Genomic DNA, 21314 nt, shown 5'->3' on the forward strand with positions numbered 1-21314 from the left:
GTGTTCTCTGGGATGGAGGGGAAGGGATCCCTGCCTTTTTATTCTGAAACCTAAACGGCTGCCTATCCGGGAGCGCCGCTTTTAACGCTGGGTTAGCCGCATTATTGTACTGGCCAGGGGTAGGGTTGGGTAGTTTACTGTGGACTGGCGGGAGCTTTAAACTGAGGGCTGTAAGCCAAAAACAACTGCCATGGGCGATCCTCTCACCCCCCAAGTTAGCGAGCGCATCTGCAAGCACATGAACGAAGATCATGCCGATGCAATAGCTCTCTACGCCAGGGTCTTTGGCCAGGTGGAAGGAGTTACCCAAGCCCGCATGCAGGCCATTGACCCGGAAGGGATGGACTTGCGGGTGCAGGTCGACGGGGCCGTACAAACGCTGCGGATCCGCTTCGACCACCCCCTGCGGGACTCCGAGGACGCCCATCAAACCTTAATTGCCATGGTGAAGCAGGCTCGCGCTCAAGTTAAACAGGCTACAAAGTGATGAGAGATACAGTTGAGGCTTAGCTGGCCTGCTGTAGGAGCAGATCCAACTGGCCGCGAGCCTCTAGCGCGTAAAGATCGTCGCAGCCGCCGATATGCTGGTCGTTGATGAAAATTTGCGGCACCGAACGGCGGCCGTTGGCCCGCTTGGCCATTTCCGCCCGTGCTGCCTCGTCTCCATCGATGGCGTACTCGATATACTTCACGCCTTTGCGATCCAGCAGTTGCTTAGCCCGGATGCAAAAGGGACAAAAACGCCAGGTGTAAATCTCAACAGTCATAAGAAAACAACAACGCTTTTACATAGCTTAACATTTTCACGGAGCCGGGATCCCTTTCCTTGCAAACCTGGGGTTTTCTGCCTCCCATGGTCTAGTTGGCTTCCTTCCAATTGTGGCCAATTTGGATATCCACCACCAGCGGTATGGAGAGGGGCACTGCTCCTTCCATTTCCCTTTGGATCAGCGGTTTTAGGGCCTGCCATTCCGAGGGATCCACCTCAAACACCAGCTCATCATGCACTTGCAGGAGCAAGCGGGAACGAAAGTTCTGCAGCTTTTGCCGCAGGCGCACCATTGCTACTTTGATAATGTCCGAGGCGGATCCCTGAATGGGAGCATTCACAGCTGCCCGCAATTCCGCTTGTTTGCGATGGCCTGTCAGACGAGACAAATTGGGAAAATAGCGACGGCGACCCAAGATCGTTTCTACATAGCCATGCTTTTCCACAAAGGCTTCAGTGGAGCGCAGATAGGCAAAAATGCCGGCGTAGCGCTCGTTAAATCGCTGTAAAAATTGCTTGGCTTCCGACAAAGAAACCCCCGCAGTGCGGGCAAAGCGCTGCGCTCCCATGCCATAGATCACCCCATAGTTGATCGTTTTGGCCAGGCGGCGTTCTTCGCTGGTTATTTCCTGTTTTTCCAGGAGCAGGCGGGCGGTTAGGGTATGCACATCTTCCCCTGAGCGAAAGCCTTCCAGCAAGGCAGGTTCTTGGCTGAGGTGGGCCAAAATGCGCAGCTCAATTTGAGAGTAATCTGCTGCCGCCAATAGCCATCCCTCTTGGGGAATAAAAGCTTGTCGAATCCGGCGACTGAACTCGGTGCGAATGGGAATATTTTGCAAGTTGGGGTTTGAGGAGCTGAGCCTGCCGGTGGCAGTAACGGTTTGGTTAAAGTCGGTGTGGACTCTGCCGGTATCGCCTCTTACCAGGGCAGGCAGAGCATCCACATAGGTCGATTTCAGCTTGGCCAAGGTGCGGTATTGCACGATGGTTTCGATGAGAGGATGATCCCCCTCTAGCTTTTCTAAAACTGAGGCATCAGTGGAATAGCCAGTAGCCGTTTTGCGGGTTTTGCGAATGTCCAATTTCAGCTTTTCAAAGAGCAGGGATCCCAGTTGCTTGGGAGAATTGAGGTTAAAGGTTTCTCCAGCCTGGGCATAAGCTTTCTGCTCCAAACTTTGCAGCTCTTGTTCCAGCTCTTGGGAAAATTGCCTCAGAAACTCGGTATCAACGCGAATGCCGATCCACTCCATCTCTTCCAAAACTTGGGCCAAGGGCAGCTCGACTTGAATAAAAAGATCCCACAGGCGTGGATCGGTTTTCTGCAGCTTTTCGGTGAGGATTGGCACCAGACGATAGGCACAATAGGCGTCGGTTCCACAGTATTCTGCAACTTTGGAAATCGGGATATCGGCAATGGACTGTTCCTTGCCCAGCAACTTTTTGTAGCTGGTGGTCGGCAAATTCAAATGGGTGGCTGCCAAATCGGCCAAGTTGTGGCTGGCTTCTGGATCCAAAACGTAGCTGGCCAACATGGGATCAAACTGGATCCCTTGCAGGCGGATCCCGTGGGCGCGGAAAATGCTCAGGTCGTACTTACAGTTTTGTAGGCTTTTGGGTCGGTTGGGATCTTCCCAAAGGGGTTGCAGGCTTTGTTTCACCAGCTCCCAATCCAGATTGGATCCCTGGCGGTGGCCGATGGGCAAGTAGGCGATATCTCCCTCTGACCAACAACAGCCGATCCCCACCAATTGGGCATCCCGTGGATCTAGGCTGGTAGTTTCGGTATCCCAAGCTACAATTCCTGGGCAGGCCAACAGCTCTTGCCGCAACAGCTCCAGTTGCTCCGGCGTATCGATGATGCGCACCGCCGGCAGAGAAGGGACGGGATCCACGGCAAAATCAAACCACAGGGCTTCGTCAGGAGCGTTTGCGGGATCCCCGGTGGGATTAAAAGCGCCAACCACCTCTGCCTCGGTTGGGATCCCCCCCAAAGCCGTTTGTATTTTGCGCACTTGGGCGATGAAGCTGTGAAACTCCAATTTTTCCAGCAGCGGCAGCAATTCTGCTTGATCAAACCCGGTTAATTTCATGCTCTCCCAGTCGGGAGAAAGAGGAACGTCGCATTTGATCCGAGCCATAAATTGCGAGTGATGGGCCGCCGGGATCCCTTCTTTGAGGTATTGCTGGACTTTTCCTTGGATCTCGTCCAGGTGGTCGAAAATTTCATCCAAACTGCCGTAGCGCTCCAGCAGCTCCACAGCTCGCTTGGGGCCGATCCCTTTCACCCCGGGAATGTTGTCAGAAGGGTCACCACAGAGGGCCTTATAATCCACCACCTGCCAAGGCCAGATGCCCAATTTTTCTTTCACTTGTTCGGGGCCAAACTCGCTGATGCGATCTTTGCTGTTGAGGTGCAAAACCCGAACTCTTCCATCGGTATCGATCAACTGGAACAGATCTTGATCCCCACTTAAGATCTGCACCCGGTAATCTTGGGGGGCTAGCCTACTGAGGGTGCCCAAAATGTCATCGGCTTCAAAACCAGGCACCACCAAAATCGGGATGCGTAGTGCCGTCAACACCTGCTTCAGGTTCTCCACATCTTCGATAAACTCCGGTGGCGTTTCCGGGCGGCCTGATTTGTAGGTTTCGTCGGCCTCGTGGCGAAAAGTGGGCTGCCGTGTATCAAAGGCAACGGCTACATGGGTAGGGGTGTATTTGTCCAAGACTTCTAACAGCGATTTCAAAAAGCCAAAGCTGACGCTGGTGGGGATCCCAGTGGAAGTGCGCAACCCCCCCTCGCGGCTGTAGGCAAAGGCGTAGAAGGAGCGATAGGCCAGAGAGTGACCATCCACCAGCAGCAGTGTTGGAGTTTGCCAAGCCATCAGCTGATACCTTGAGGGTGAATCTAGCCTATCGGATCTGGGCTATGGGCAGAAGGGATCCCACATCCGTCTCAAGAACTCGAGCGGCGGGCTGCTGCCGACACCCAATGGCAACTTCTGTAATCACAATCTGTAGGCACAATCTGTAATCACAACTGGCTAGGACGAGATCCAAAAGTCCATCGACGGGCCCGCCAACCCTGATTTCCGTTTTGCGGGCTACAATGCTCATGCCCATTTTTTCAATTTATTGGCTTGATCGGCAACACCTCAATTTGCCAACCCAACTGATCACCCAAAGCATTGGCTTCTGGTTTTGGACAACATACAGCCCACCACAATGCTCTTCTCTTCTCAGCAAATCCTGCCCCCATCCCTCTACCCACCCCTGCATTGGGGCCTCAAGACTCTCTTTCCCGACGGCCTGTGGGAGTTGCCGGCAGATCCCTGTACCCAGCGGGTGGCCCTGACGTTTGACGATGGCCCTCACCCCGAGTACACTCCGGCTTTGCTGCAGGTTTTGATGGATTTTCAGGTGTCGGCCACGTTTTTTGTGTTGGGAGAACGGGTGCAGCGCTGGCCCCACCTAGCCCGTCAGATCCGCCAACAAGGCCACCGCATTGGCCTTCACGGCTGGCAGCATCGCTCCTTCACCCAGCTTGCCCCTGACGAACTTCAACAGAGCCTGAAGCGCAGCCAAGCTGCCCTGGTGGCTGCCTGTGGCGGGATCCCTGACGATTATCGGGCTGTGCGCCCGCCCAATGGCTTGTTTTGGCCGCAGACGCTTGCGGATTTGCGCCGTTGGGGCTTTTGTCCGGTGATGTGGAGCGTGGTGCCTGAGGATTGGCTGATCCCACCGGTATCGGTGGTGGTGGAGCGGGTGCTGGCCCAGGTGCGGCCTGGCTCCTTAATCGTGCTGCACGATGGGGTACAAGGAGGAGCCCAAGTGGTTGAGGTAACGCGGCAGTTGATCCCAACTTTGAAGAAGCGGGGATTTGAATTTGTCCACTTGCCGGATCCCTGAGATCTTTCCAGTCAGGGAGAAAGTTAAATACAGTAGAGGCACGCGTAGGCAGGAGGGTCAAGCCATGGGCGCACGCAAGATCATCTACGGCATTTTTGGGCAACGGGCCGGCAGCGTCATCGTCGGAACTTGGAACTGGCTGTGGGGGATCCCGGTGGAGAAAGGCGGCACAGGGGCGGTGATGGTGGCGGAAGAATCCCTACGCACGATGCAGGAGACGGTTCAGCGTCTCACGGAAGCCGTTGCCACCCAAGTAGCCGCCTATCAGCGGGCTGAGCAGAAGTACATGCAAAAGGTGCGGGAGTACCAGGCCCTGGAGAACAAAGCTCGCCTGGCCGCCCAACGGGGCGATCAAGAGGCTGCCCGCCTGGCTATGTCCCAAGCGCTGCAAATTGAGGCCATTCTCGGCCCCCTTAAGGAGAATGTGGAAACTGCCGAGCGCTACGTCAATGCCGCCAAGCAAAAGCTGGCCCGCGAGAAAGAACGACTGGCCGCTTACAAGAGCGAGCTGAGCAACCTCAAAGACATCAACGAGGTGAACCAAGCTCTGGAGCAGATGACCCGCGTCAACAACTCCTACAACATCGACTCGGCCAAGTCCCAATTTGAGGCGGCAAAGAATGCTATCCAGGCTCGCCAGCTCAAATCCCGAGCCATGAGCGAACTCTCGGAAGATCGCAGCGAGCAGATTGCTGCCCAACTGGATGAAATGGCCATGGACGATGAAATCTCCCGCCGCTTGGCAATGCTCACCGGCCAAGGAGGTGCCCAGGCCAACCTGCCGCTACCGGATCTGGATTTCGAGAAGCGGCTCCCCCAATAGCAGCAGTTGCTTCCAAGCTTGGGGATCCCTCGCTTTTCAACCCACGTCGGCAACCCCGCTGCTAAGTTGCAGGGGGAGTTTTCCGTTGGGAATTGACGGTCAACGGGCTAGAGGGAGTGCGCTCGTACTAGGATGATAAAGGAACAATAGGCAACCCATCTGAGGAGAGGATCCCAGCAATGTCAGCAGCACGAGGCGCGCATTCTGCCCGATCAGGCCTGTGGCCCACTTACGCAACCAGCCTGTGGCTGTCTAGGGCGTTGTTGCTGCTCTGTGTTTGCCTCAGCTTGGTGGTTTGTGCCTGTTCCGCGGGCTCTAACCTGCGGGCCTACAGGGATCCCAGCGGAGCCTTTGCTTTTGCTTACCCCAACGGCATGGTGGCGGTCAATCTTGGGCCGGGGAAAGGGCCGGTGGTACTCCTGCGCGACCTGGTGTACGAGACCGAGAACGTCAGCCTGATGATCGCCCCGTTTGACAAGGGGGAGACGATTGCCGATTTGGGCAGCCCGGATGAGGTGGGGCAGTTGGTGGCGGAGAAGATCATTGCTCCTGAGGGATCCGGTCGCTCGGCCAAGCTGTTGGCTGCCGAAGCCTTTGAGCGGCAGGAGCACCCCTATTACCTGCTGGAATACCAAACCGATATGGGATCCCAGCTTCGTCATGAGGTGGTGACGGTGACCGTTCGGCACCATCGCCTCTACACGCTGACAGCCTCTACCCAAGAATCCCGCTGGCCTCAGGTGCAGGCTGCTTTTAGGAACGTGGGCCGATCTCTGAATGTTTCCTAAAGCTTTTCCTGAGAGGATTTTCTCAAGGGATTGAACCGGGTTGACGGACTTGGGTAGGTTAAGGTTGAGCCCTTTAGGGCTGAGTTATGGTCATTTTAGGTTGGGGGCGAGACGCCTGGGCTACTGAGAAAAGCCTTGTGGTTCCCTGCATTCAACATTTTAGGTGTGGGTGCAGTTCCTAGGTTGCATTGAAATGACCATACCTACTGGTTCCAGCCGGGCCATCTGGTGTTAAAACGTAAAACGGTAGTGTTTTAAACCTGCGGAGATGGGATCTCACCCTCTTGGGCCTGCTCTATGACCGTATACGTGGTTCAGATCAGCGACCTGCATCTGTTTGCCAAGCCCCATCACCGGCTGCTGGGGGTGGACACGGAAGCCTCTTTCCTGCAGGTGCAAAAGGCCATTGCCGCTCTGGATCCCTTGCCGGATCTGCTGCTGCTCACCGGAGATCTCTCTCAAGATGGCAGTGCGGCATCTTACGCCCGTTTGAGAGCCCATTTGCAAACTCTCCCCATCGATACTTACTGGTTGGCAGGCAACCACGATCGCCTGCACAACATGAACCAAGAGCTCCACGCCGAGCGGCTATTCGGGGACAAGAGCTTCAGCCGGGAAAATTGGAGTTTTATTTTATTGAACTCCCTCGTGCCCGGCAAAGATAGCGGTTACCTGACGGATCGCACGCTGCTATGGCTGAGACAGGAATTGCAGCGGAGCAAAGCTGCCCAACACCATGTTTTGTTGGCCCTGCACCATCCCCCTTTTTCGGTGGATTCTGCCTGGCTGGATCAAAGTGCCCTGCAGCAGCCGGAGCGGTTGTTTGGGGTTCTGGACGAGTTCGACCACATCCGCCTCGTTGTATTCGGCCATATTCACCAAGACCTGCACCGCCGGCGGGAGGGGGTTGATTACCTGGCTTGTCCCTCAACCTGTGTGCAATTTCGTCCCAAGAGCCCCCAGTTTGGCCTGGAGGTAATTCCCCCTGCCCTGAGGCAGATATGGTTGGAGCGAGATGGCAGCTTCAAGACCCAGGTTCAACGGGTGGGAGCTGCTCTGCAACGGCCCAACCTGGCCCTGAAGGGATATTAGCTCTCCCCCTCTTGAACCTCTGTGGGGGGTAGCCCGATGGCCTGCCCCAAACAGACGCTGGCCCCCAGCAAGGCCAACCACCCCGGCAGCAGCGACAGGAAGGCCACTGCAGCCACCAGGGTATTGTTTCCCCCTTGCAAAAGGCTGTAGAGCAGCATTGGCAGCGTGAGAACCCGCCCACCGCCGACAAAGAAGGTGAGCAAAAATTCGTTCCAAGAGATCAAAAAGGCAAATACCGCCCCAATGGCTGCCCCAGGGGCAATGAGGGGCAACGTTACCTGCCACCACACCTGCCAGGGATCCGCCCCCAAACAGCGGGCCTGCGCCTCGTAGCCGCGGTCGAAACGGGCGAACACACTGCCCATCACCAGAGACATGTAGGGAATGGTGGGGATCAGATGCACCAAAACCACCGCCAGCAGGGTACTGTCCAGCCGCAGGCGAATCAGCACCCCTTGGATGCCCATCAATACGGCCAAAGGAGAGGTGATGACGGGCAACAGCAACAGCAGGCGCAGCCAGGCGGGCACAGGATGGGTGCCCAAAACTCGCCCTGCCGGGATCCCCACCCCCAAGGCCAGCAGGGTGGTAAACAGGGCAATTTGCAAGCTCTGGCCGAAGGCTGCCCGGAACTGGGATCCCCAGCTCAGCAGTTGCTGCCAACCGGCTATGCTCCATGCCCGGGGCAGGGCATCGGGAAAATACCAGGCCCGCGTGAAGGCCCAAAGGGCCAGCACCCCAAAGGGCAAAGCCCAAAGGAGGGCCACTCCGGCCACCCCAAGGCGGAGCAGGGATCCCCCAATCCATCTGCGTCCTTTCACGGCTTTCTCCAAGGACTCCGTCCCGCTGAGCCAAACGGCAGCTGCAGAAAGGATACTCTGGCTGCAAACAGCCCTCCGATTAGGCTGACCACCGCTGCCGAGACAGCCAGCAGGATGATCCCCAGCGCCACCGCCTGCTGCCGCTGCTCCAGGTTGATGTGGGTGAAGCGCTGATAGATCAGAACGGGCAAGGTGCGCGGGTAGGTGGGCCCCAAGAGCAAGGGAACCTCAAAGGCGCTGAAGACAAAGCCGAAGATGAGAATCCCGGTGGCCAGCAGCCCCGGCCGCAGCAAGGGCAGCGTTACATACCAAAACGTCTGGGCGGCAGAAGCCCCCAGCAGCCGAGCCTGTTGCTCCAGCTCGGATCCCATCCCGCGCAGCAGCGTCAGCGCCACCAGAGCGGCAAACGGGATCTCCTTCCAAAGCCAATAGAGCAACACCCCCACATAGCCGCGGTCGTTCACCCACAAGGGAAAATCCTGATCCGAGGCAATCCAGCCCAGTTGGAAGGCCAGCCGCGCCAACCAACCGCTGGGCCCCAGCAGCAGCAGCATCCCCGCCACCCCCACCAAATGAGGAATCGGCAGCGTCAACTGGCCAAGCCAGATGGCCCACCCCCCCACCCCCCGCAACAGCAGCGCCAGCCCCAGCCCCAAAAGCAGCGCCAACCCCGTTGCCAACAGAGCGATTCTGAGGCTGAGCAACAGGGATCCCCCGACTTCCGCATCCCGCAGCAGCTCCCCATACCCCTGCAGGGTAAACCCCCTCTCGCCCAGGCCGTAGAGGCCCACACTCTGGGCCAGAGCCAGCAGCAGCCCCCCGCCGTAGAGCAGGCCCACCAACCCCAACGCCGTCAAAAGCGGCCCATACTGCCGGATCCCCTTAAGCCCCACCGGCCCAGATCCCCGTCCATTTAAGCTATTCATTGAGCCAGTCCCAAGAGCTGCCTCACGAAAGAATTCAAGATGGGAGCGGATCCCTCGACGATCAAGCGATCAAGACTGCCTAGTGCTCCACACCGCCAACGCGACCAACCATTGCGATCTTTACATCCCATGGAGAGAACCCTAGACCAGATTAACCAACGCATTGCCAAAGGCCAGGTGCGGGTGTGGACGGCCCTGGAAGCCAAAGCCAAGCTGGCCACCTTGGGGATCCAGGAAGCCTTTGAGCAGGTGGATGTGATCACCACCGGCACCTTTGAGCCAATGGAGTCTTCAGGAGCCATTGTGAACCTGGGCCATACGGATCCGCCCATCAAGATTCGCCAAGCGTGGCTGAACGGGGTACCGGCCTATGCCGGATTTGGCGCGGTGGATCTTTACCTGGGGGCAGCCCAACCCAGCGAGCAAGCGGATCAAGCCTATGGGGGCGGCCATGTCATTGCCGACCTGGTGGCGGGCAAGCGCGTCCATTTGCGGGCCATCGGCCAAGTGACCGATTGTTACCCCCGCGCCGACTACGAGACCACCCTGACTCGGGATCAGCTCAACCAGTTTTACCTGTTCAACCCCCGCAATGCCTACCAAAACTTCATCGTCGGGGTGAACGGCGGGGATCGGCCTTTGTACACCTACTTGGGTCTGTTGGAACCGCATCTGGGCAATGCCGTCTATTCCAACCCGGGAGAGCTATCCCCCTTGTTGAACGATCCCCTGTTGCGCCGGGTGGGGATCGGCAGCCGCATCTTTTTGGGAGGCGGCATCGGCTACGTCGCCTGGGAGGGCACCCAACACTTTCCGCTGCAAAAGCGATTGCCCAACCAAACTCCCATCGGCCCGGCGGCCACCCTGGCCCTGATTGGGGATGCCAAGCAAATGCAGGCGGAATGGGTGAGGGGCTGCTACTTCCGCAACTACGGCCCCAGCTTGATGTTGGGGGTCGGGATCCCCATTCCCATCCTCGCTCCTGCGGATTTGGAGGCCATCGCCATCCGGGATGAAGAACTGGTGGCACCGGTGATCGACTTTTCCATTCCCCGCCGGGTGCGGCCCACCTTTGGCTTAGTGAGCTATGCCCAACTCAAATCTGGCCAGATCACCCTCAATGGCCGCAAGATTCGCACCGCTCCCCTGGCCAGCTTGCGCCGCTCCATACAAATTGCCGAAATCCTCAAGCAGTGGATAGAAAGCGGCCAATTTACCCTCACCCAACCTGTCGCCCCCCTGCCCCTGGATCGGGAGTTTCTCCCCCAAAACCCTCTCAGGTGACGTCCTCCCCTCAATGAATTGGGGGCCTCCTCAAGCGGATGCACGCAGCGCTTTGGTTCGGGGACACCGTGCCTCCCTACTTTTGGGGTAAAGCGGCTCTCCAGAAGAACCGCTACCGGAATTCGCCCTGGCAGCAACTTCTCCAGGCAACCCCATCAACCCCACTTCAGGTGCTGTCTCAACAACTGAGCGTGCTGAGCCGATTGCCTCGCCCACAGGTCAGCTTGGGCAGGGCTGAGAGCTAGGCCCTCTGAGTAGCAGGCCAGCCAAGCTTGGTGTAAGGCTTCAGGATCGGTGGGCATCTCCTGCAGATCCCAGCCAGGCATGCCCAATTCCTGGAGCAGCGTTTTCACCTTGGGATCGTAGCTGAGACCAAAACAGGCGCAGCCCTCTGCCGCCGCCATCACCAATCCGTGGTAGCGCATGGTGATCGCCAGCCTGACACCCCGAAAGACTCCTTTCAATAGACAGGGATCCCGAATTTCCAGCACTTGGCTACGGTGGGGTAGGCGCTGCTGAAGCTGCTGAGCCAAGTGGTAGTCTGGCCCAAGGTCAGGGGATCCGGGAGGAGCCAGCTGAAAGGGCACGAAGAGAAGGTATGCCCCCGTGGAAGCCTGGAGACGCTGTAAACCCTGGCTCAAAGCTTCTAGACAGGCTCCAGTCAGTTGCGGATGCGGACGCAAGACCACAGCAATGCGGGGCTGAGGCCACGTTTCCCATTCCGGCAAGGTTTTGGACGGTAAATCCCAGACGGGATCCGGAGCTACCTGGTGAGGGATCCCCCACTCTTGCAGCCATTGGGAGGCAACCCCATCCCGCACACTGATGGCCGTGCAACCTGCCAACGAGCGACGGGCTAGTGCGCGAATCCACCCCCGCTGCAGCGGCCCGATCCCCTGGGCCCAGGCAACGGTTCTTAGCCCCCATCGCTGGGCTAGGCCCATCACCCCCAGGTAGTAGAGAGGGCTGCGCCAACTGGTGCGATCCTGCAGCAGGCCACCTCCACCCCAGATGAAAGCCTGGGCCTCCTGGAGACAGCGCCGTAAAGCCAAACTGTTGAAGCGCGGATAGGCCAGCACCCCATAGGTGGCAGCCGTTTCGGCAGGGCGACGGGAGAGCACCACCGGCTGTACGGGGCTGGGCAACTGCTCTAGCTCTCGTAAGAGAGCCAGCAACAACGCCTCATCGCCGGCATTGCCGTAGCCGTAGTAGCCACAGATCAAAACCTGTGGCCGTTTCATCGAGTCCATCTGAGTAACAGGGATCCTAACTCACCCACAGAGTCCTGTGAGGTTGGAAAAGGCCGCGACGGCAAACCCTAGTTGGATGATGACTCCCTGAGCCATTGGATCAAATCGGCCAGGGTTTGGAAGTCCAACAGCGCTTCCGCCAAAGCCTCCAGTTGCTCGGTAGGTAAGAGGCGGATGGTTTCAGACAGGTCTTCCGGCAAAGATCCCAGCTTGCGCCGCAGTTGACTCAGAGTCAGTCGAGCTGCTTCTTGCTGCAGACCTTGCTGCAGACCCTGTTGCAGACCTTGCTCTAGGCCTTGTTTCAGGCCCTCCTCTCGCCCTTCTTTGAGGGCTTCTGCTCGCCACATCTGATAGATGGTCGATTCCCGCACAGCCAAACCTCCCAGAACCCTGCTGATTTCCTCTGGCGTCCATGTTAATCCTGCTAAGACGGCAGTGGCCGCTTTCACCTCTTGCCGTAGCTTTGGATCCTCTATCTCTGCTATTGCTCTGGCCACTTGGCGGAGTCGCGGCTCCGGGTTTTCCGGATCTGCCAACACGGCTAAAGGCAGGAGTCCTGGATATTGAGATAGCACCTCCGGATCTTGTTCCCACAGGCGCAAGACCTCAAAGCGATGGGACAGGGATCCCCGTTGAAAAGAGGTTTGGTACGCCCGTTCTGACTGGGTTTTTCTCAGGTAGATGACAATCTGCCGCACTTCCTGGGCAGGATAGCGGCGGTAGAGGCGCAGGCAATAGTCGGCCATGCGCAAGGGAATGTCGGGATCCGGATCGGTTTGAAACTCCAGATGCAAAATCAGGTTTTGGGCCCTCAGCAGGATGAGGGAGTCCGCGCGAATGGGCTCGCTGGAGAGCTCCGTTGGCTGGAGCTGGATCAAGGGAACCGGGGATCCCAGCAGCCACCGGGCAAAGGACTCGGGGAACCATTCCACCAAGTACTTGCAGACGTTATCGTAGGCCACAGGATCCCTTTCCTACAAAAGCCGATTCTCCCGATGGCCCCTCTGCCGAGATCAGCCGTAGTACCCTTGGTTGATGCGGTTTTCCAGTTGGTTAGCCCCTTCCTGATACTCGCCAAACACGAAGTTCTCGGCGTTGGCTTTGATCAGGGCCTTTTGCTGCTCTGTCAGGCCTGAGATCTGCAACATGTCTTCCAGGCTCTTGTAGGGGGCATTTTTCACCAGGATGCGAGCTAGGGTGGGATAGAAGCCGGGCAGTTGGCGGTAGTTGCGCAAGATGGTGTTGTTCACGTCAATCGGAGTGTCCAAGTGCTTTACCGGGGGAAGCTCTGCGGCCCTGGCCACAACAGGGATCCCCAAGGGAGTAAGGCACAGACAGAGCACCAACAAGATACGAACCAAGATGGACAGCAGCCAACGCATAGCATCACTTCTCCAAGCAGAATCCAAAAGGCTCATCTGTATAGATTGCTAACATTCTCCGACCATCTAGTGTCTCATCCCCTCCACCCCGAATCGAGGGCCAAGACAGGATTTGGATCCCGACAGAAACAATTTTTAACAACTATGATCAGGAGACAGTCTTTCTTGCTCTCCCTTTCTCGGCTATCGCACCATGTCCGACTTGGCCCTTCTCCACTCGACTCGACTTGACCCCCCCAGCCGGGATCCATCTCCAGGGATCCCACAACCCACGCCTTCTCCGGAGCTGGAGTTGCTGGGGCAGACCGAACTCTTTCTCAGACGGCACATTGGGCCGGATGCCCGGCAAATTGGGCAGATGTTGCAAGTGTTGGAGCTGAGTTCGCTGCAGGAGCTGGTGGAGAAGGCGGTGCCGCCGGCCATTCGCAGCAGCCAGCCTTTGCAATTGGGATCCCCTTGCCCTGAGCAGCAGGTGTTGGCGGAACTGCAGGCAATGGCGGCCCAGAACCAGGTGTGGCGCTCCTTTTTGGGCATGGGCTATTCCAACACCCTGACGCCACCGGTGATTCAGCGCAACATCCTGGAAAACCCTGCCTGGTACACCCCCTACACCCCCTACCAAGCTGAGATTGCCCAGGGACGGTTGGAAGCCCTGCTCAACTTCCAGACGATGGTGATCGACCTGACGGGGATGGAGATCGCCAATGCTTCCCTGCTGGACGAGGCCACCGCAGCCGCCGAAGCCATGGCTCTTGCCTACACCTTGGCAGGCAGGGGATCCCCAGTTTTCTGGGTGGATCGGGGCTGTCATCCCCAGACGATTGCAGTGGTGCAGACGCGGGCAGAGCCCTTGGGGATCCAGGTGCGCGTGACGGATCTGGCGGAGTTTTGCCCGGAGAAGGGCTTTGGGCTGCTGTTGCAATATCCCAACACCTTTGGGGAAATCCGGGACTACCGGCAGTTGGTGGAGCAGGCTCACCAGAAGGGGATGGTGGTGACGGTGGCTGCCGACCTGCTCAGCTTAACCCTATTGCAACCCCCAGGAGAGTGGGGAGCGGACATCGTGGTGGGATCCACCCAGCGCTTCGGCGTGCCTTTGGGCTATGGCGGCCCCCATGCGGCTTACTTCGCCACCCGCGAGGCCCACAAGCGGCTGCTGCCAGGACGGCTGGTGGGGATTTCTCAGGATGCTCAAGGCAAGCCAGCCCTGCGCTTGGCGTTGCAGACCCGCGAGCAGCACATCCGGCGGGACAAGGCCACCAGCAACATCTGCACTGCCCAGGTGCTTTTGGCGGTGATGGCTTCTATGTATGCCGTCTACCACGGCCCCCGCGGCTTGCGACACATAGCCGAGCGCATCCACCGCCAGGCCCATCACTTGGCCACCGGGATCCGTCAGTTGGGTTATGAGGTGGGGCCCGAGCATTTCTTCGATACCTTCTGGGTCAAGGTAGCTTCTCCAGAGCAGGTGCAGGCGATCCAGGCCGGCGCTGCCCAGCGACAGATCAACCTACGCCAGATCGATGACCGGACGCTGGGGATCAGCTTGGATGAGGCTACCACCGCTCAGGATCTGCGGGATCTGTGGGAGATCTTCGCCGGAACCCTTCCCCGCAGCGGAACGGAGTCCTTACCGCCAGCTTGGGATCCCGACAGCCCAGAGCTGGACTTGGGCCAGAGCCTGCCGCCCCAGCTCCTGCGCACCACCCCCTACCTCACCCATCCGGTCTTTAACCGTTACCACTCGGAAACTGAGCTGCTGCGCTATATCCACCGCCTGCAAAGCCGGGATCTGGCTCTCACCCATTCCATGATCCCCTTGGGCTCTTGCACCATGAAGCTGAATGCCACGGTGGAGATGATGCCGGTCACCTGGCCGGAGTTTGCCCAGCTCCATCCTTTTGTGCCCCTGGAGCAGGCCCGCGGCTACCAAGCCCTCTTTGCCCAGTTGGAAAAGATGCTGGCGGAGATCACCGGCTTTGCCGGAGTTTCTCTGCAGCCCAATGCCGGATCTCAGGGGGAATATGCCGGCCTGTTGGCCATCCGCCGCTACCACCAAGCCAGAGGGGAAGGCCGACGGCAGGTGTGCTTGATCCCCACCTCGGCCCACGGAACCAACCCGGCCAGCGCCGTGATGGCGGGGATGCAGGTGGTGAGCGTAGCTTGTGATGAAGCCGGCAATATCGACATTGAGGATCTGCGGGCCAAGGTGGAGCAGCACGGGGAGCGGCTGGCCGCCTTGATGATCACCTACCCTTCTACCCACGGCGTGTTTGAGGAAGGGATCCGCGAGATTTGCCAGATAATCCACGAGGCGGGGGGACAGGTGTACATGGATGGGGCCAACCTCAACGCCCAGGTAGGTCTCTGCCGTCCTGCTGAGCTGGGGGCGGATGTCTGCCACCTCAACCTGCACAAGACCTTCTGCATTCCCCACGGGGGGGGTGGGCCGGGGGTAGGGCCCATTGCCGTGGCCCCTCACCTTGTGCCCTATTTGCCTGGCCATCCTGTTTTGCCCGGTTGTAACGGCCCCGTCAGCGCTGCCCCCTGGGGAAGTGCCAACATCTTGCCCATCTCCTGGGCCTACATTCGCCTTATGGGATCCGCCGGCCTCACCCTGGCCAGCCAAGTGGCCATCCTCAACGCCAACTACATCGCCAAGCGGTTGGATCCCTACTACCCGGTGCTCTACAAGGGGCCGGGGGGGTGGGTGGCCCACGAGTGCATTTTGGATTTGCGCCCCCTGAAAAAAAGCGCTGGCATCGAGGTGGAAGATGTGGCCAAGCGCCTGATGGACTATGGCTTCCACGCCCCCACCATCTCCTGGCCGGTGCCGGGGACAATGATGGTGGAGCCCACCGAGAGCGAATCTCTGGAGGAGCTGGATCGCTTCTGCGAGGCGATGATTGCCATCCGCCAGGAGATTGCCGCCATTGAGCGAGGCGAGATGGATCCGGTGCGCAATCCCCTCAAGCTGGCCCCCCACACCGCCGAGGTGGTGGCTGCCGACCACTGGGATCGCCCCTATCCTCGCTCGCTGGCCGCCTACCCGCTCCCTTGGGTCAAGGCCCACAAGTTCTGGCCCAGCGTCAGCCGCATCGACAACGCCTACGGGGATCGCCACCTGGTGTGCAGTTGTCAGCCCTGGTTGGAGGAATGATGGCTGCTTTCGAGCCTGGCTCGGAATCAGAAGAGGAGGTTCAGTTGTATCCAAAGGCGGGATCCGCTATAACCAGTCAGGGATCCCTGGCCAACGGATGAGAAAAAATTCCCGTCTTGAGCGGTTCACGTCAGTGGGGCCAAGTTCTTTGCCTATTCTTACTCGGCTAACCCTGGGGCTGTTGGCGGGATCCCTCGTGGCCTGCCGCAAGATGCCTGATCCGGTTGCTCAAGAAGTGGATCAGGATCCCGTGCGGCGTCACATCGGCAAAGATGGCACGCACTTTGAGGCTTCCCTAGGAGATGCCCGCGCCCTTCCCCCTCAGTTTCCCCCTCACTTGCAGTTGCCCAACGCTGTCATCGTCTCTTCAGGGCAGATTCGAGATCGGCAGGGGGGCCTTGCCTCCCTGATCTTGCAGACCTCTCAGCCTCTGGAGGCGATTGCCGCCTACTACCGCCGCACCCTGTGGGGCCGGGGCTGGGACATCCTCTCGGACATCGAGCAGGCCAATGGGATCCGCACCTTGGTGTTCGAGTCTCCCCCCCACCCCAAAAAGCCTCTCCAACAGGCGGTGGTGCAAGTGGGATCCCCCCGTCGGGGGCCGGATCAGGTGGAATACCGCGATATCTTGATCTTGCTCAGCACCGTATCCCCCCCTGCCCCAGCAGAAGACCTCTCTTCAGCCAAGCTCACTCCCCCAACTTCCCCCTGAGGATGCCTGTCTACACCCAGTCGATTCAGATTGCGGCCAGCGTGGCCCAGGTGGATCGCTGCCTCACCGACCTGGAGTTGATGAAGCGCTGGCTCAACCCGCTGTTGGGCTGTGAGGCGGTGGGATCCCCTCTGGCGGAATTGGGCAGCCGCTACCGCTTTTTCCTTCGCTTGCCGTTTGTATCCCCCAGCTTGGATTGCGTGATTACAGAGCGGGCAGAAGGCTTGGTGCAGTGGCAGTTTGAGGGGTTTTTTGAAGGAACCGACCGCTGGGAGTGCCATCCCCAGCCGGAGGGTACCCTCCTGGTCAATTGCTTCGACTTCCGCATCCCCAGTCCCTGGGTGGCGGCAGGGTTTTACCTGTTGGCAGCGGGGCTGACCCAGCAGGATATGCGGGCCCAGCTCCGACGGCTGAAGGCAGTGGCCGAGGCTTTGGGTTAGGCTGGTGGCAAGTAGTAAAGAAACGTAAAAAACTGCAATGACCAGCAACAGCGGACTGTTTAACCGTCGCTTTGCCGACAACTTCATCCCCCAACCAGCCAACACTTCTCTGGAAATCGGCCAGATTGCCCCCGATTTTGAGCTGCCGCGCGTGCAAGGGGATCCCGTGCGGCTATCGGACTACCGCGGCCAAAAGCCGGTGGTTCTGGCTTTTACTCGTATCTTCACCGAAAAGCTTTTTTGCCCTTTTTGCTACCCCCACATCCAAGAGCTGAAAGCCCGCTACGGCGAGATCCAAGCCTTGGGGGCCGAGCTGCTGATGGTCACCAGCACTGATCCGGTTCAAAGCCAGCAGATTCAAGCAGACCTGCAGCTGCCTTACCCGCTGCTGGTGGATCCCGAGTGCAAAACCTTCCGCCTCTATGGGGTTGGCCAAGCTTTGGGAGCACCCCTGCCGGCCCAGTTCGTTGTGGATCGGGAGGGCAAACTGCGCTTCAAGCATGTTTTCTCCTTTGCCCAGCCCAATGCCGATACCGATGAGGTGCTGCGGGTGTTGCGGGAGGGGCTGCAAACCGGCTGGGATGGAACCCGTAGGGTGGCCCCTATCCCCTTTTTCTAGGGATCGGGCTTCTCTGCCATTGGACTTCCAGGGAGAGAGACTGCGATGTTTGCCCGTCTGGCCCAGAGTGGGGCGCGTCAGGCCGAGATCCTGGAGGTGGTTTTGCGCCACGGTTGGGACTACATGCGCCGCTTGCTCTCTTTTGGCAAGGCTGGGGAACCCCAACTGCCCCCCCCAATGGTGCTGCGCAACATTTTGGTGGATCTGGGGCCGGTCTATGTCAAGCTGGGCCAACTGCTGAGCACCCGTCCGGACCTGTTGCCGCGAGAGTACATCGAGGCCCTCAGCACTCTGCAGGCCGACGTACCTCCTGTTCCCTGGAATGCGGTGGAGATCCTGCTGCGCCAGCAGTTGCGGCAGCCGTTGGAGCAGGTGTTCAGCAGCCTGGACACAGAGTCGGTTGCGGCGGGATCCATTGCCCAGGTCCATCGGGCTTGTCTGGTCAGCGGCGAGTGGGTGGCCCTCAAGATCCAGCGGCCCGGGCTGGAGGCGGTGGTGGAGCGGGATACGCGGCTAATCCGGGGCATTGCCGAGCTGGTGGCGCAAACGGAGTTCGGCAGGTTGGCAGATGTGGTGGCCTTGGCGGATGAGTTCTGCCGGGCCATTCAAGCAGAGCTGGACTTTACCCAAGAGGCCCGCCACACCGAGCAGCTCCGCCAACAGTTGCAAAGGGGGCGTTGGTTTGATCCGGCCCAACTGGTGGTGCCGCGCATCCATTGGCCTCTCACCACCCCAAAGGTGTTGACGCTGGAGTGGATCGAGGGCCGGCCCCTGTTGGAGGCGGATCGCAGCGACGCGGACCCGGAAAACATCGCCCGCCTCTTGACCCGCGCTTTTTTCCAGCAGATCTGCATTGATGGCTATTTCCACGCCGATCCCCACCCCGGCAACCTCTTTTACTTGGGATCCGGTCGCGTGGCCCTGCTGGATTGCGGCATGATTGGGCGGCTGGATCCGCGTACGCAGCAGATTCTGCTGGAGCTGATGCTGGCCATTGTCAGCCTCGATGCCCAGCGCTGTGCCGAATTGACCCTGGAGTTGGCCCTGCCGGAAAGATCCACGGCCCGCTTGCGGGAGCAGCCGGTTAGCTTGGCCCAGCTCCAAAGCGACTACGAGCGCCTTCTGCGGCAGTACTACACCCTGAGCATTGCGGAACTCAACTTCAGCCAGCTCTTTTCTGAGATCCTGCAGGCGGCTCGGCGCAACCAGATCCGCATTCCCGGCAATTTGGGCCTCTGTGCCAAGGCGCTGGCCAATTTGGAAGGGATCGCCCGCCAGCTCACCCCCGGCTACAACCTGCCGGAGCAGCTTCGCCCCCTGATGGCGGATGTGTTTCGGGCGCAATTGCTGGGGGAGGCCCCTCTGCCCTCGCTGCTGCGCACGGCTTTGGATTTGAAAAATCTCTCTCTGCAATCGCCGCGCCAGATGGAGCTGCTGCTCAGCCGCATCACCTCGGAAACCCAGCGCTGGAACTTGACCATCCAAGAGCTGGACGGGATCCGCAGCAGCCTGGATCAGTCGGCCAACCGCCTTTCCTACAGCATTGTGGTCGGCTCTCTGATCGTCGGGGCTGCCATCATCTCGGCTCAGACGCAGCGGTTTCAGGTCTTTGGGCTGAGCGAACTCCTGTTCGGGGCGGCCAGCCTGTTGGGGCTGTGGCTCGTCATCAGCATCCTGCGCTCCGGTCGCCTGCGCGGCTAGATTGGCTGAGGTTGGCTCATCAGTGGACTCAGGGCCCTACTGCCCTTGTCTGGATCTCGATGTTTCCAAAAGAACACCAAAACGGTATCAACGCCTCCGCGAGCGATCCGCCAAAAGCCGCAAAGGCCGATTCTTTCGTTCGATCCCTCGACGCCTTGCGCCACAAGGCTTTCCGGCCCCAAAACCCCCTCGCCAAAACTCTTTTTGCCGACTTTTTTCCGGATCCCTCGCAAATGGGTCTTGCATTCCTTGCCCTGCTTGGGTTTAATAGGGGTGGAGTTCCCCCTTCGGGGGGATCCCTAGAAATTGGAAACATCATAGTCACCACCCATCTGACGTACGTCTTCAGGATGTTCCCCCTTCGGGGGGATCCCTAGAAATTGGAAACTACTCAGTAAAGTCTTGCGCATAGACAACAGTCTTGTACTTCCCAGTTCCCCCTTCGGGGGGATCCCTAGAAATTGGAAACGTGAATATGAGGGAGATCCCAGCGTTCTGCTGTCTGGTTCCCCCTTCGGGGGGATCCCTAGAAATTGGAAACTCACGAAAATAGTTTACTACCCAAACTACCTCTAGATAAGGTTCCCCCTTCGGGGGGATCCCTAGAAATTGGAAACACACCCATCCAGAAGGGCATGACTGACCCTTGCTATCTGGGGCCAGTTCCCCCTTCGGGGGGATCCCTAGAAATTGGAAACACCGCCGTGTAAGGCGGGTCCACCTTTGGGTAGTGAAGTTCCCCCTTCGGGGGGATCCCTAGAAATTGGAAACTTCATCACAACAAAGTACAGCGAGTAACTGTGCTGTGGTTCCCCCTTCGGGGGGATCCCTAGAAATTGGAAACGGGAAACCAATCAAGCGAACTTGAACATCGTAAGAAAGTTCCCCCTTCGGGGGGATCCCTAGAAATTGGAAACACTTACGAATGCTCATTGGAGTAACCTCCAATCACTGTTCCCCCTTCGGGGGGATCCCTAGAAATTGGAAACGCGATGTCGCGAATATACTCGCAGCGCTCTGAGCGGAGTTCCCCCTTCGGGGGGATCCCTAGAAATTGGAAACGTGAGGGAAGTAATCCCAAGCGCCTTTGGCTCGTTAGTTCCCCCTTCGGGGGGATCCCTAGAAATTGGAAACTTGAACGCGATTCAGATGGGGAACATATACGTACTCCGTAGTTCCCCCTTCGGGGGGATCCCTAGAAATTGGAAACAACGGATCGTATGTACGTGTGATAACGCGCATATACGACGTTCCCCCTTCGGGGGGATCCCTAGAAATTGGAAACACGTTGAGCTCAGTCCGTAGTGAGACCCAGAAGTGGTTCCCCCTTCGGGGGGATCCCTAGAAATTGGAAACGGATTGGCCCATTCATTATGCTGGACCACCGAGTAGATGTTCCCCCTTCGGGGGGATCCCTAGAAATTGGAAACAAAGAATAGTAATAACCCTCTGTCTGGGTCCGAATAAAAGTTCCCCCTTCGGGGGGATCCCTAGAAATTGGAAACTGCGCCTTCTGTTCCGAATCCCTGAACTACTTCTTCTTGTTCCCCCTTCGGGGGGATCCCTAGAAATTGGAAACGATCCGGATTTGTTAATTAGTATTGCTGGATTTTCTATGGTAGTTCCCCCTTCGGGGGG

The 21314-nt window shown here is 58.5% G+C and carries 18 protein-coding genes and 1 CRISPR repeat array; of the genes, 11 read left to right on the forward strand and 7 right to left on the reverse strand.

Going from position 1 to position 21314, the window contains the following annotated elements:
- Positions 1-190: 190 nt before the first annotated feature.
- Positions 191-487, forward strand: a complete 297-nt coding sequence (locus ACVWZG_RS12230; RefSeq protein ID WP_011431796.1) for a DUF2470 domain-containing protein — start codon at positions 191-193, stop codon at positions 485-487.
- 19 nt (positions 488-506) lie between these two features.
- Here ACVWZG_RS12230 and grxC read toward each other — a convergent pair whose 3' ends face one another.
- Positions 507-767, reverse strand: a complete 261-nt coding sequence (grxC, locus tag ACVWZG_RS12235) for a glutaredoxin 3 (protein ID WP_011431797.1) — start codon at positions 765-767, stop codon at positions 507-509.
- A 91-nt stretch (positions 768-858) separates the two neighbouring features.
- Complete coding sequence (polA, locus tag ACVWZG_RS12240; protein WP_457395132.1) at positions 859-3654, reverse strand: DNA polymerase I; 2796 nt, start codon at positions 3652-3654, stop codon at positions 859-861.
- Between the two features lie 340 nt (positions 3655-3994).
- Here polA and ACVWZG_RS12245 point away from each other — a divergent pair, with 340 nt between their 5' ends.
- From ACVWZG_RS12245 to cpdA, 4 genes are all read left to right on the forward strand, one after another.
- A complete protein-coding gene (locus tag ACVWZG_RS12245; protein ID WP_457395135.1) occupies positions 3995-4678 on the forward strand; it encodes a polysaccharide deacetylase family protein in 684 nt (227 codons plus the stop codon).
- Between the two features lie 64 nt (positions 4679-4742).
- On the forward strand, positions 4743-5501 hold the full coding sequence (locus ACVWZG_RS12250; protein WP_414329450.1) for a PspA/IM30 family protein: 759 nt from the start codon (positions 4743-4745) through the stop codon (positions 5499-5501).
- 263 nt (positions 5502-5764) lie between these two features.
- Positions 5765-6289: a photosystem II reaction center PsbP gene (gene psbP, locus ACVWZG_RS12255; protein WP_414400767.1), complete on the forward strand. Its 525-nt coding sequence runs from the start codon at positions 5765-5767 to the stop codon at positions 6287-6289.
- 297 nt (positions 6290-6586) lie between these two features.
- Entirely contained in the window at positions 6587-7381 is a 795-nt protein-coding gene (gene cpdA / locus ACVWZG_RS12260; RefSeq protein ID WP_457404714.1) for a 3',5'-cyclic-AMP phosphodiesterase, read from the forward strand.
- On the opposite strand, the gene ACVWZG_RS12265 is transcribed toward cpdA, so the two are convergent.
- Both ACVWZG_RS12265 and ACVWZG_RS12270 read right to left on the reverse strand, forming a co-directional pair.
- The gene (locus ACVWZG_RS12265; RefSeq protein WP_457404715.1) at positions 7378-8202 is read right to left on the reverse strand and encodes an ABC transporter permease; all 825 of its coding nucleotides are present in this window, start codon (positions 8200-8202) and stop codon (positions 7378-7380) included. The two genes, cpdA and ACVWZG_RS12265, sit on opposite strands and share 4 nt — an antisense overlap.
- Positions 8199-9128 carry an ABC transporter permease gene (locus ACVWZG_RS12270; RefSeq protein ID WP_457415402.1) on the reverse strand — a complete coding sequence of 310 codons (930 nt, stop codon included), beginning with the start codon at positions 9126-9128 and terminating at the stop codon, positions 8199-8201. The genes ACVWZG_RS12265 and ACVWZG_RS12270 overlap by 4 nt, the downstream gene beginning before the upstream one ends.
- Positions 9129-9257: 129 nt before the next feature.
- On the opposite strand from ACVWZG_RS12270, the gene ACVWZG_RS12275 reads away from it, so the two are divergent.
- Positions 9258-10412: a homocysteine biosynthesis protein gene (locus ACVWZG_RS12275; protein WP_414329883.1), complete on the forward strand. Its 1155-nt coding sequence runs from the start codon at positions 9258-9260 to the stop codon at positions 10410-10412.
- Positions 10413-10567: 155 nt separating this feature from the next.
- Here ACVWZG_RS12275 and csaB read toward each other — a convergent pair whose 3' ends face one another.
- The 3 genes from csaB to psbU form a co-directional block, all read right to left on the reverse strand.
- Positions 10568-11653 (reverse strand): polysaccharide pyruvyl transferase CsaB, encoded by a 1086-nt coding sequence (csaB, locus tag ACVWZG_RS12280; protein ID WP_457415405.1) that lies wholly within the window; start codon positions 11651-11653, stop codon positions 10568-10570.
- Positions 11654-11730: 77 nt separating this feature from the next.
- Complete coding sequence (locus ACVWZG_RS12285; RefSeq protein ID WP_457404720.1) at positions 11731-12624, reverse strand: Rpn family recombination-promoting nuclease/putative transposase; 894 nt, start codon at positions 12622-12624, stop codon at positions 11731-11733.
- A gap of 51 nt (positions 12625-12675) precedes the next feature.
- Complete coding sequence (gene psbU / locus ACVWZG_RS12290; protein ID WP_414418866.1) at positions 12676-13044, reverse strand: photosystem II complex extrinsic protein PsbU; 369 nt, start codon at positions 13042-13044, stop codon at positions 12676-12678.
- A 193-nt stretch (positions 13045-13237) separates the two neighbouring features.
- On the opposite strand from psbU, the gene gcvP reads away from it, so the two are divergent.
- From gcvP to ACVWZG_RS12315, 5 genes are all read left to right on the forward strand, one after another.
- Positions 13238-16204, forward strand: a complete 2967-nt coding sequence (gene gcvP / locus ACVWZG_RS12295; RefSeq protein ID WP_457404722.1) for an aminomethyl-transferring glycine dehydrogenase — start codon at positions 13238-13240, stop codon at positions 16202-16204.
- A 148-nt stretch (positions 16205-16352) separates the two neighbouring features.
- A complete protein-coding gene (locus ACVWZG_RS12300; protein ID WP_457404725.1) occupies positions 16353-16916 on the forward strand; it encodes a hypothetical protein in 564 nt (187 codons plus the stop codon).
- A gap of 2 nt (positions 16917-16918) precedes the next feature.
- Positions 16919-17356 (forward strand): SRPBCC family protein, encoded by a 438-nt coding sequence (locus tag ACVWZG_RS12305; RefSeq protein ID WP_457404727.1) that lies wholly within the window; start codon positions 16919-16921, stop codon positions 17354-17356.
- A gap of 37 nt (positions 17357-17393) precedes the next feature.
- Entirely contained in the window at positions 17394-17975 is a 582-nt protein-coding gene (locus ACVWZG_RS12310; protein WP_011431812.1) for a peroxiredoxin family protein, read from the forward strand.
- A gap of 45 nt (positions 17976-18020) precedes the next feature.
- Positions 18021-19676, forward strand: coding sequence for an ABC1 kinase family protein (locus ACVWZG_RS12315; RefSeq protein ID WP_414381618.1), 1656 nt, complete (start codon positions 18021-18023; stop codon positions 19674-19676).
- Positions 19677-19954: 278 nt separating this feature from the next.
- A CRISPR array of direct repeats spans positions 19955-21255; the repeat unit is 36 nt; unit sequence GTTCCCCCTTCGGGGGGATCCCTAGAAATTGGAAAC.
- Positions 21256-21314: the final 59 nt, after the last annotated feature.

This window comes from Thermostichus sp. OS-CIW-33, assembly GCF_054059615.1.

Excerpts from the sequence above, each read along its gene's own strand:
- ACVWZG_RS12250 (WP_414329450.1), top strand. The coding sequence starts at position 4,743 with ATGGGCGCACGCAAGATCATCTACGGCATTTTTGGGCAACGGGCCGGC.
- ACVWZG_RS12275 (WP_414329883.1), top strand. The coding sequence starts at position 9,258 with ATGGAGAGAACCCTAGACCAGATTAACCAACGCATTGCCAAAGGCCAG.
- grxC (WP_011431797.1), bottom strand. The coding sequence starts at position 767 with ATGACTGTTGAGATTTACACCTGGCGTTTTTGTCCCTTTTGCATCCGG.
- ACVWZG_RS12230 (WP_011431796.1), top strand. The coding sequence starts at position 191 with ATGGGCGATCCTCTCACCCCCCAAGTTAGCGAGCGCATCTGCAAGCAC.
- csaB (WP_457415405.1), bottom strand. The coding sequence starts at position 11,653 with ATGAAACGGCCACAGGTTTTGATCTGTGGCTACTACGGCTACGGCAAT.
- ACVWZG_RS12310 (WP_011431812.1), top strand. The coding sequence starts at position 17,394 with ATGACCAGCAACAGCGGACTGTTTAACCGTCGCTTTGCCGACAACTTC.
- polA (WP_457395132.1), bottom strand. The coding sequence starts at position 3,654 with ATGGCTTGGCAAACTCCAACACTGCTGCTGGTGGATGGTCACTCTCTG.
- ACVWZG_RS12245 (WP_457395135.1), top strand. The coding sequence starts at position 3,995 with ATGCTCTTCTCTTCTCAGCAAATCCTGCCCCCATCCCTCTACCCACCC.
- ACVWZG_RS12305 (WP_457404727.1), top strand. The coding sequence starts at position 16,919 with ATGCCTGTCTACACCCAGTCGATTCAGATTGCGGCCAGCGTGGCCCAG.
- psbU (WP_414418866.1), bottom strand. The coding sequence starts at position 13,044 with ATGCGTTGGCTGCTGTCCATCTTGGTTCGTATCTTGTTGGTGCTCTGT.
- gcvP (WP_457404722.1), top strand. The coding sequence starts at position 13,238 with ATGTCCGACTTGGCCCTTCTCCACTCGACTCGACTTGACCCCCCCAGC.
- ACVWZG_RS12315 (WP_414381618.1), top strand. The coding sequence starts at position 18,021 with ATGTTTGCCCGTCTGGCCCAGAGTGGGGCGCGTCAGGCCGAGATCCTG.
- cpdA (WP_457404714.1), top strand. The coding sequence starts at position 6,587 with ATGACCGTATACGTGGTTCAGATCAGCGACCTGCATCTGTTTGCCAAG.
- ACVWZG_RS12270 (WP_457415402.1), bottom strand. The coding sequence starts at position 9,128 with ATGAATAGCTTAAATGGACGGGGATCTGGGCCGGTGGGGCTTAAGGGG.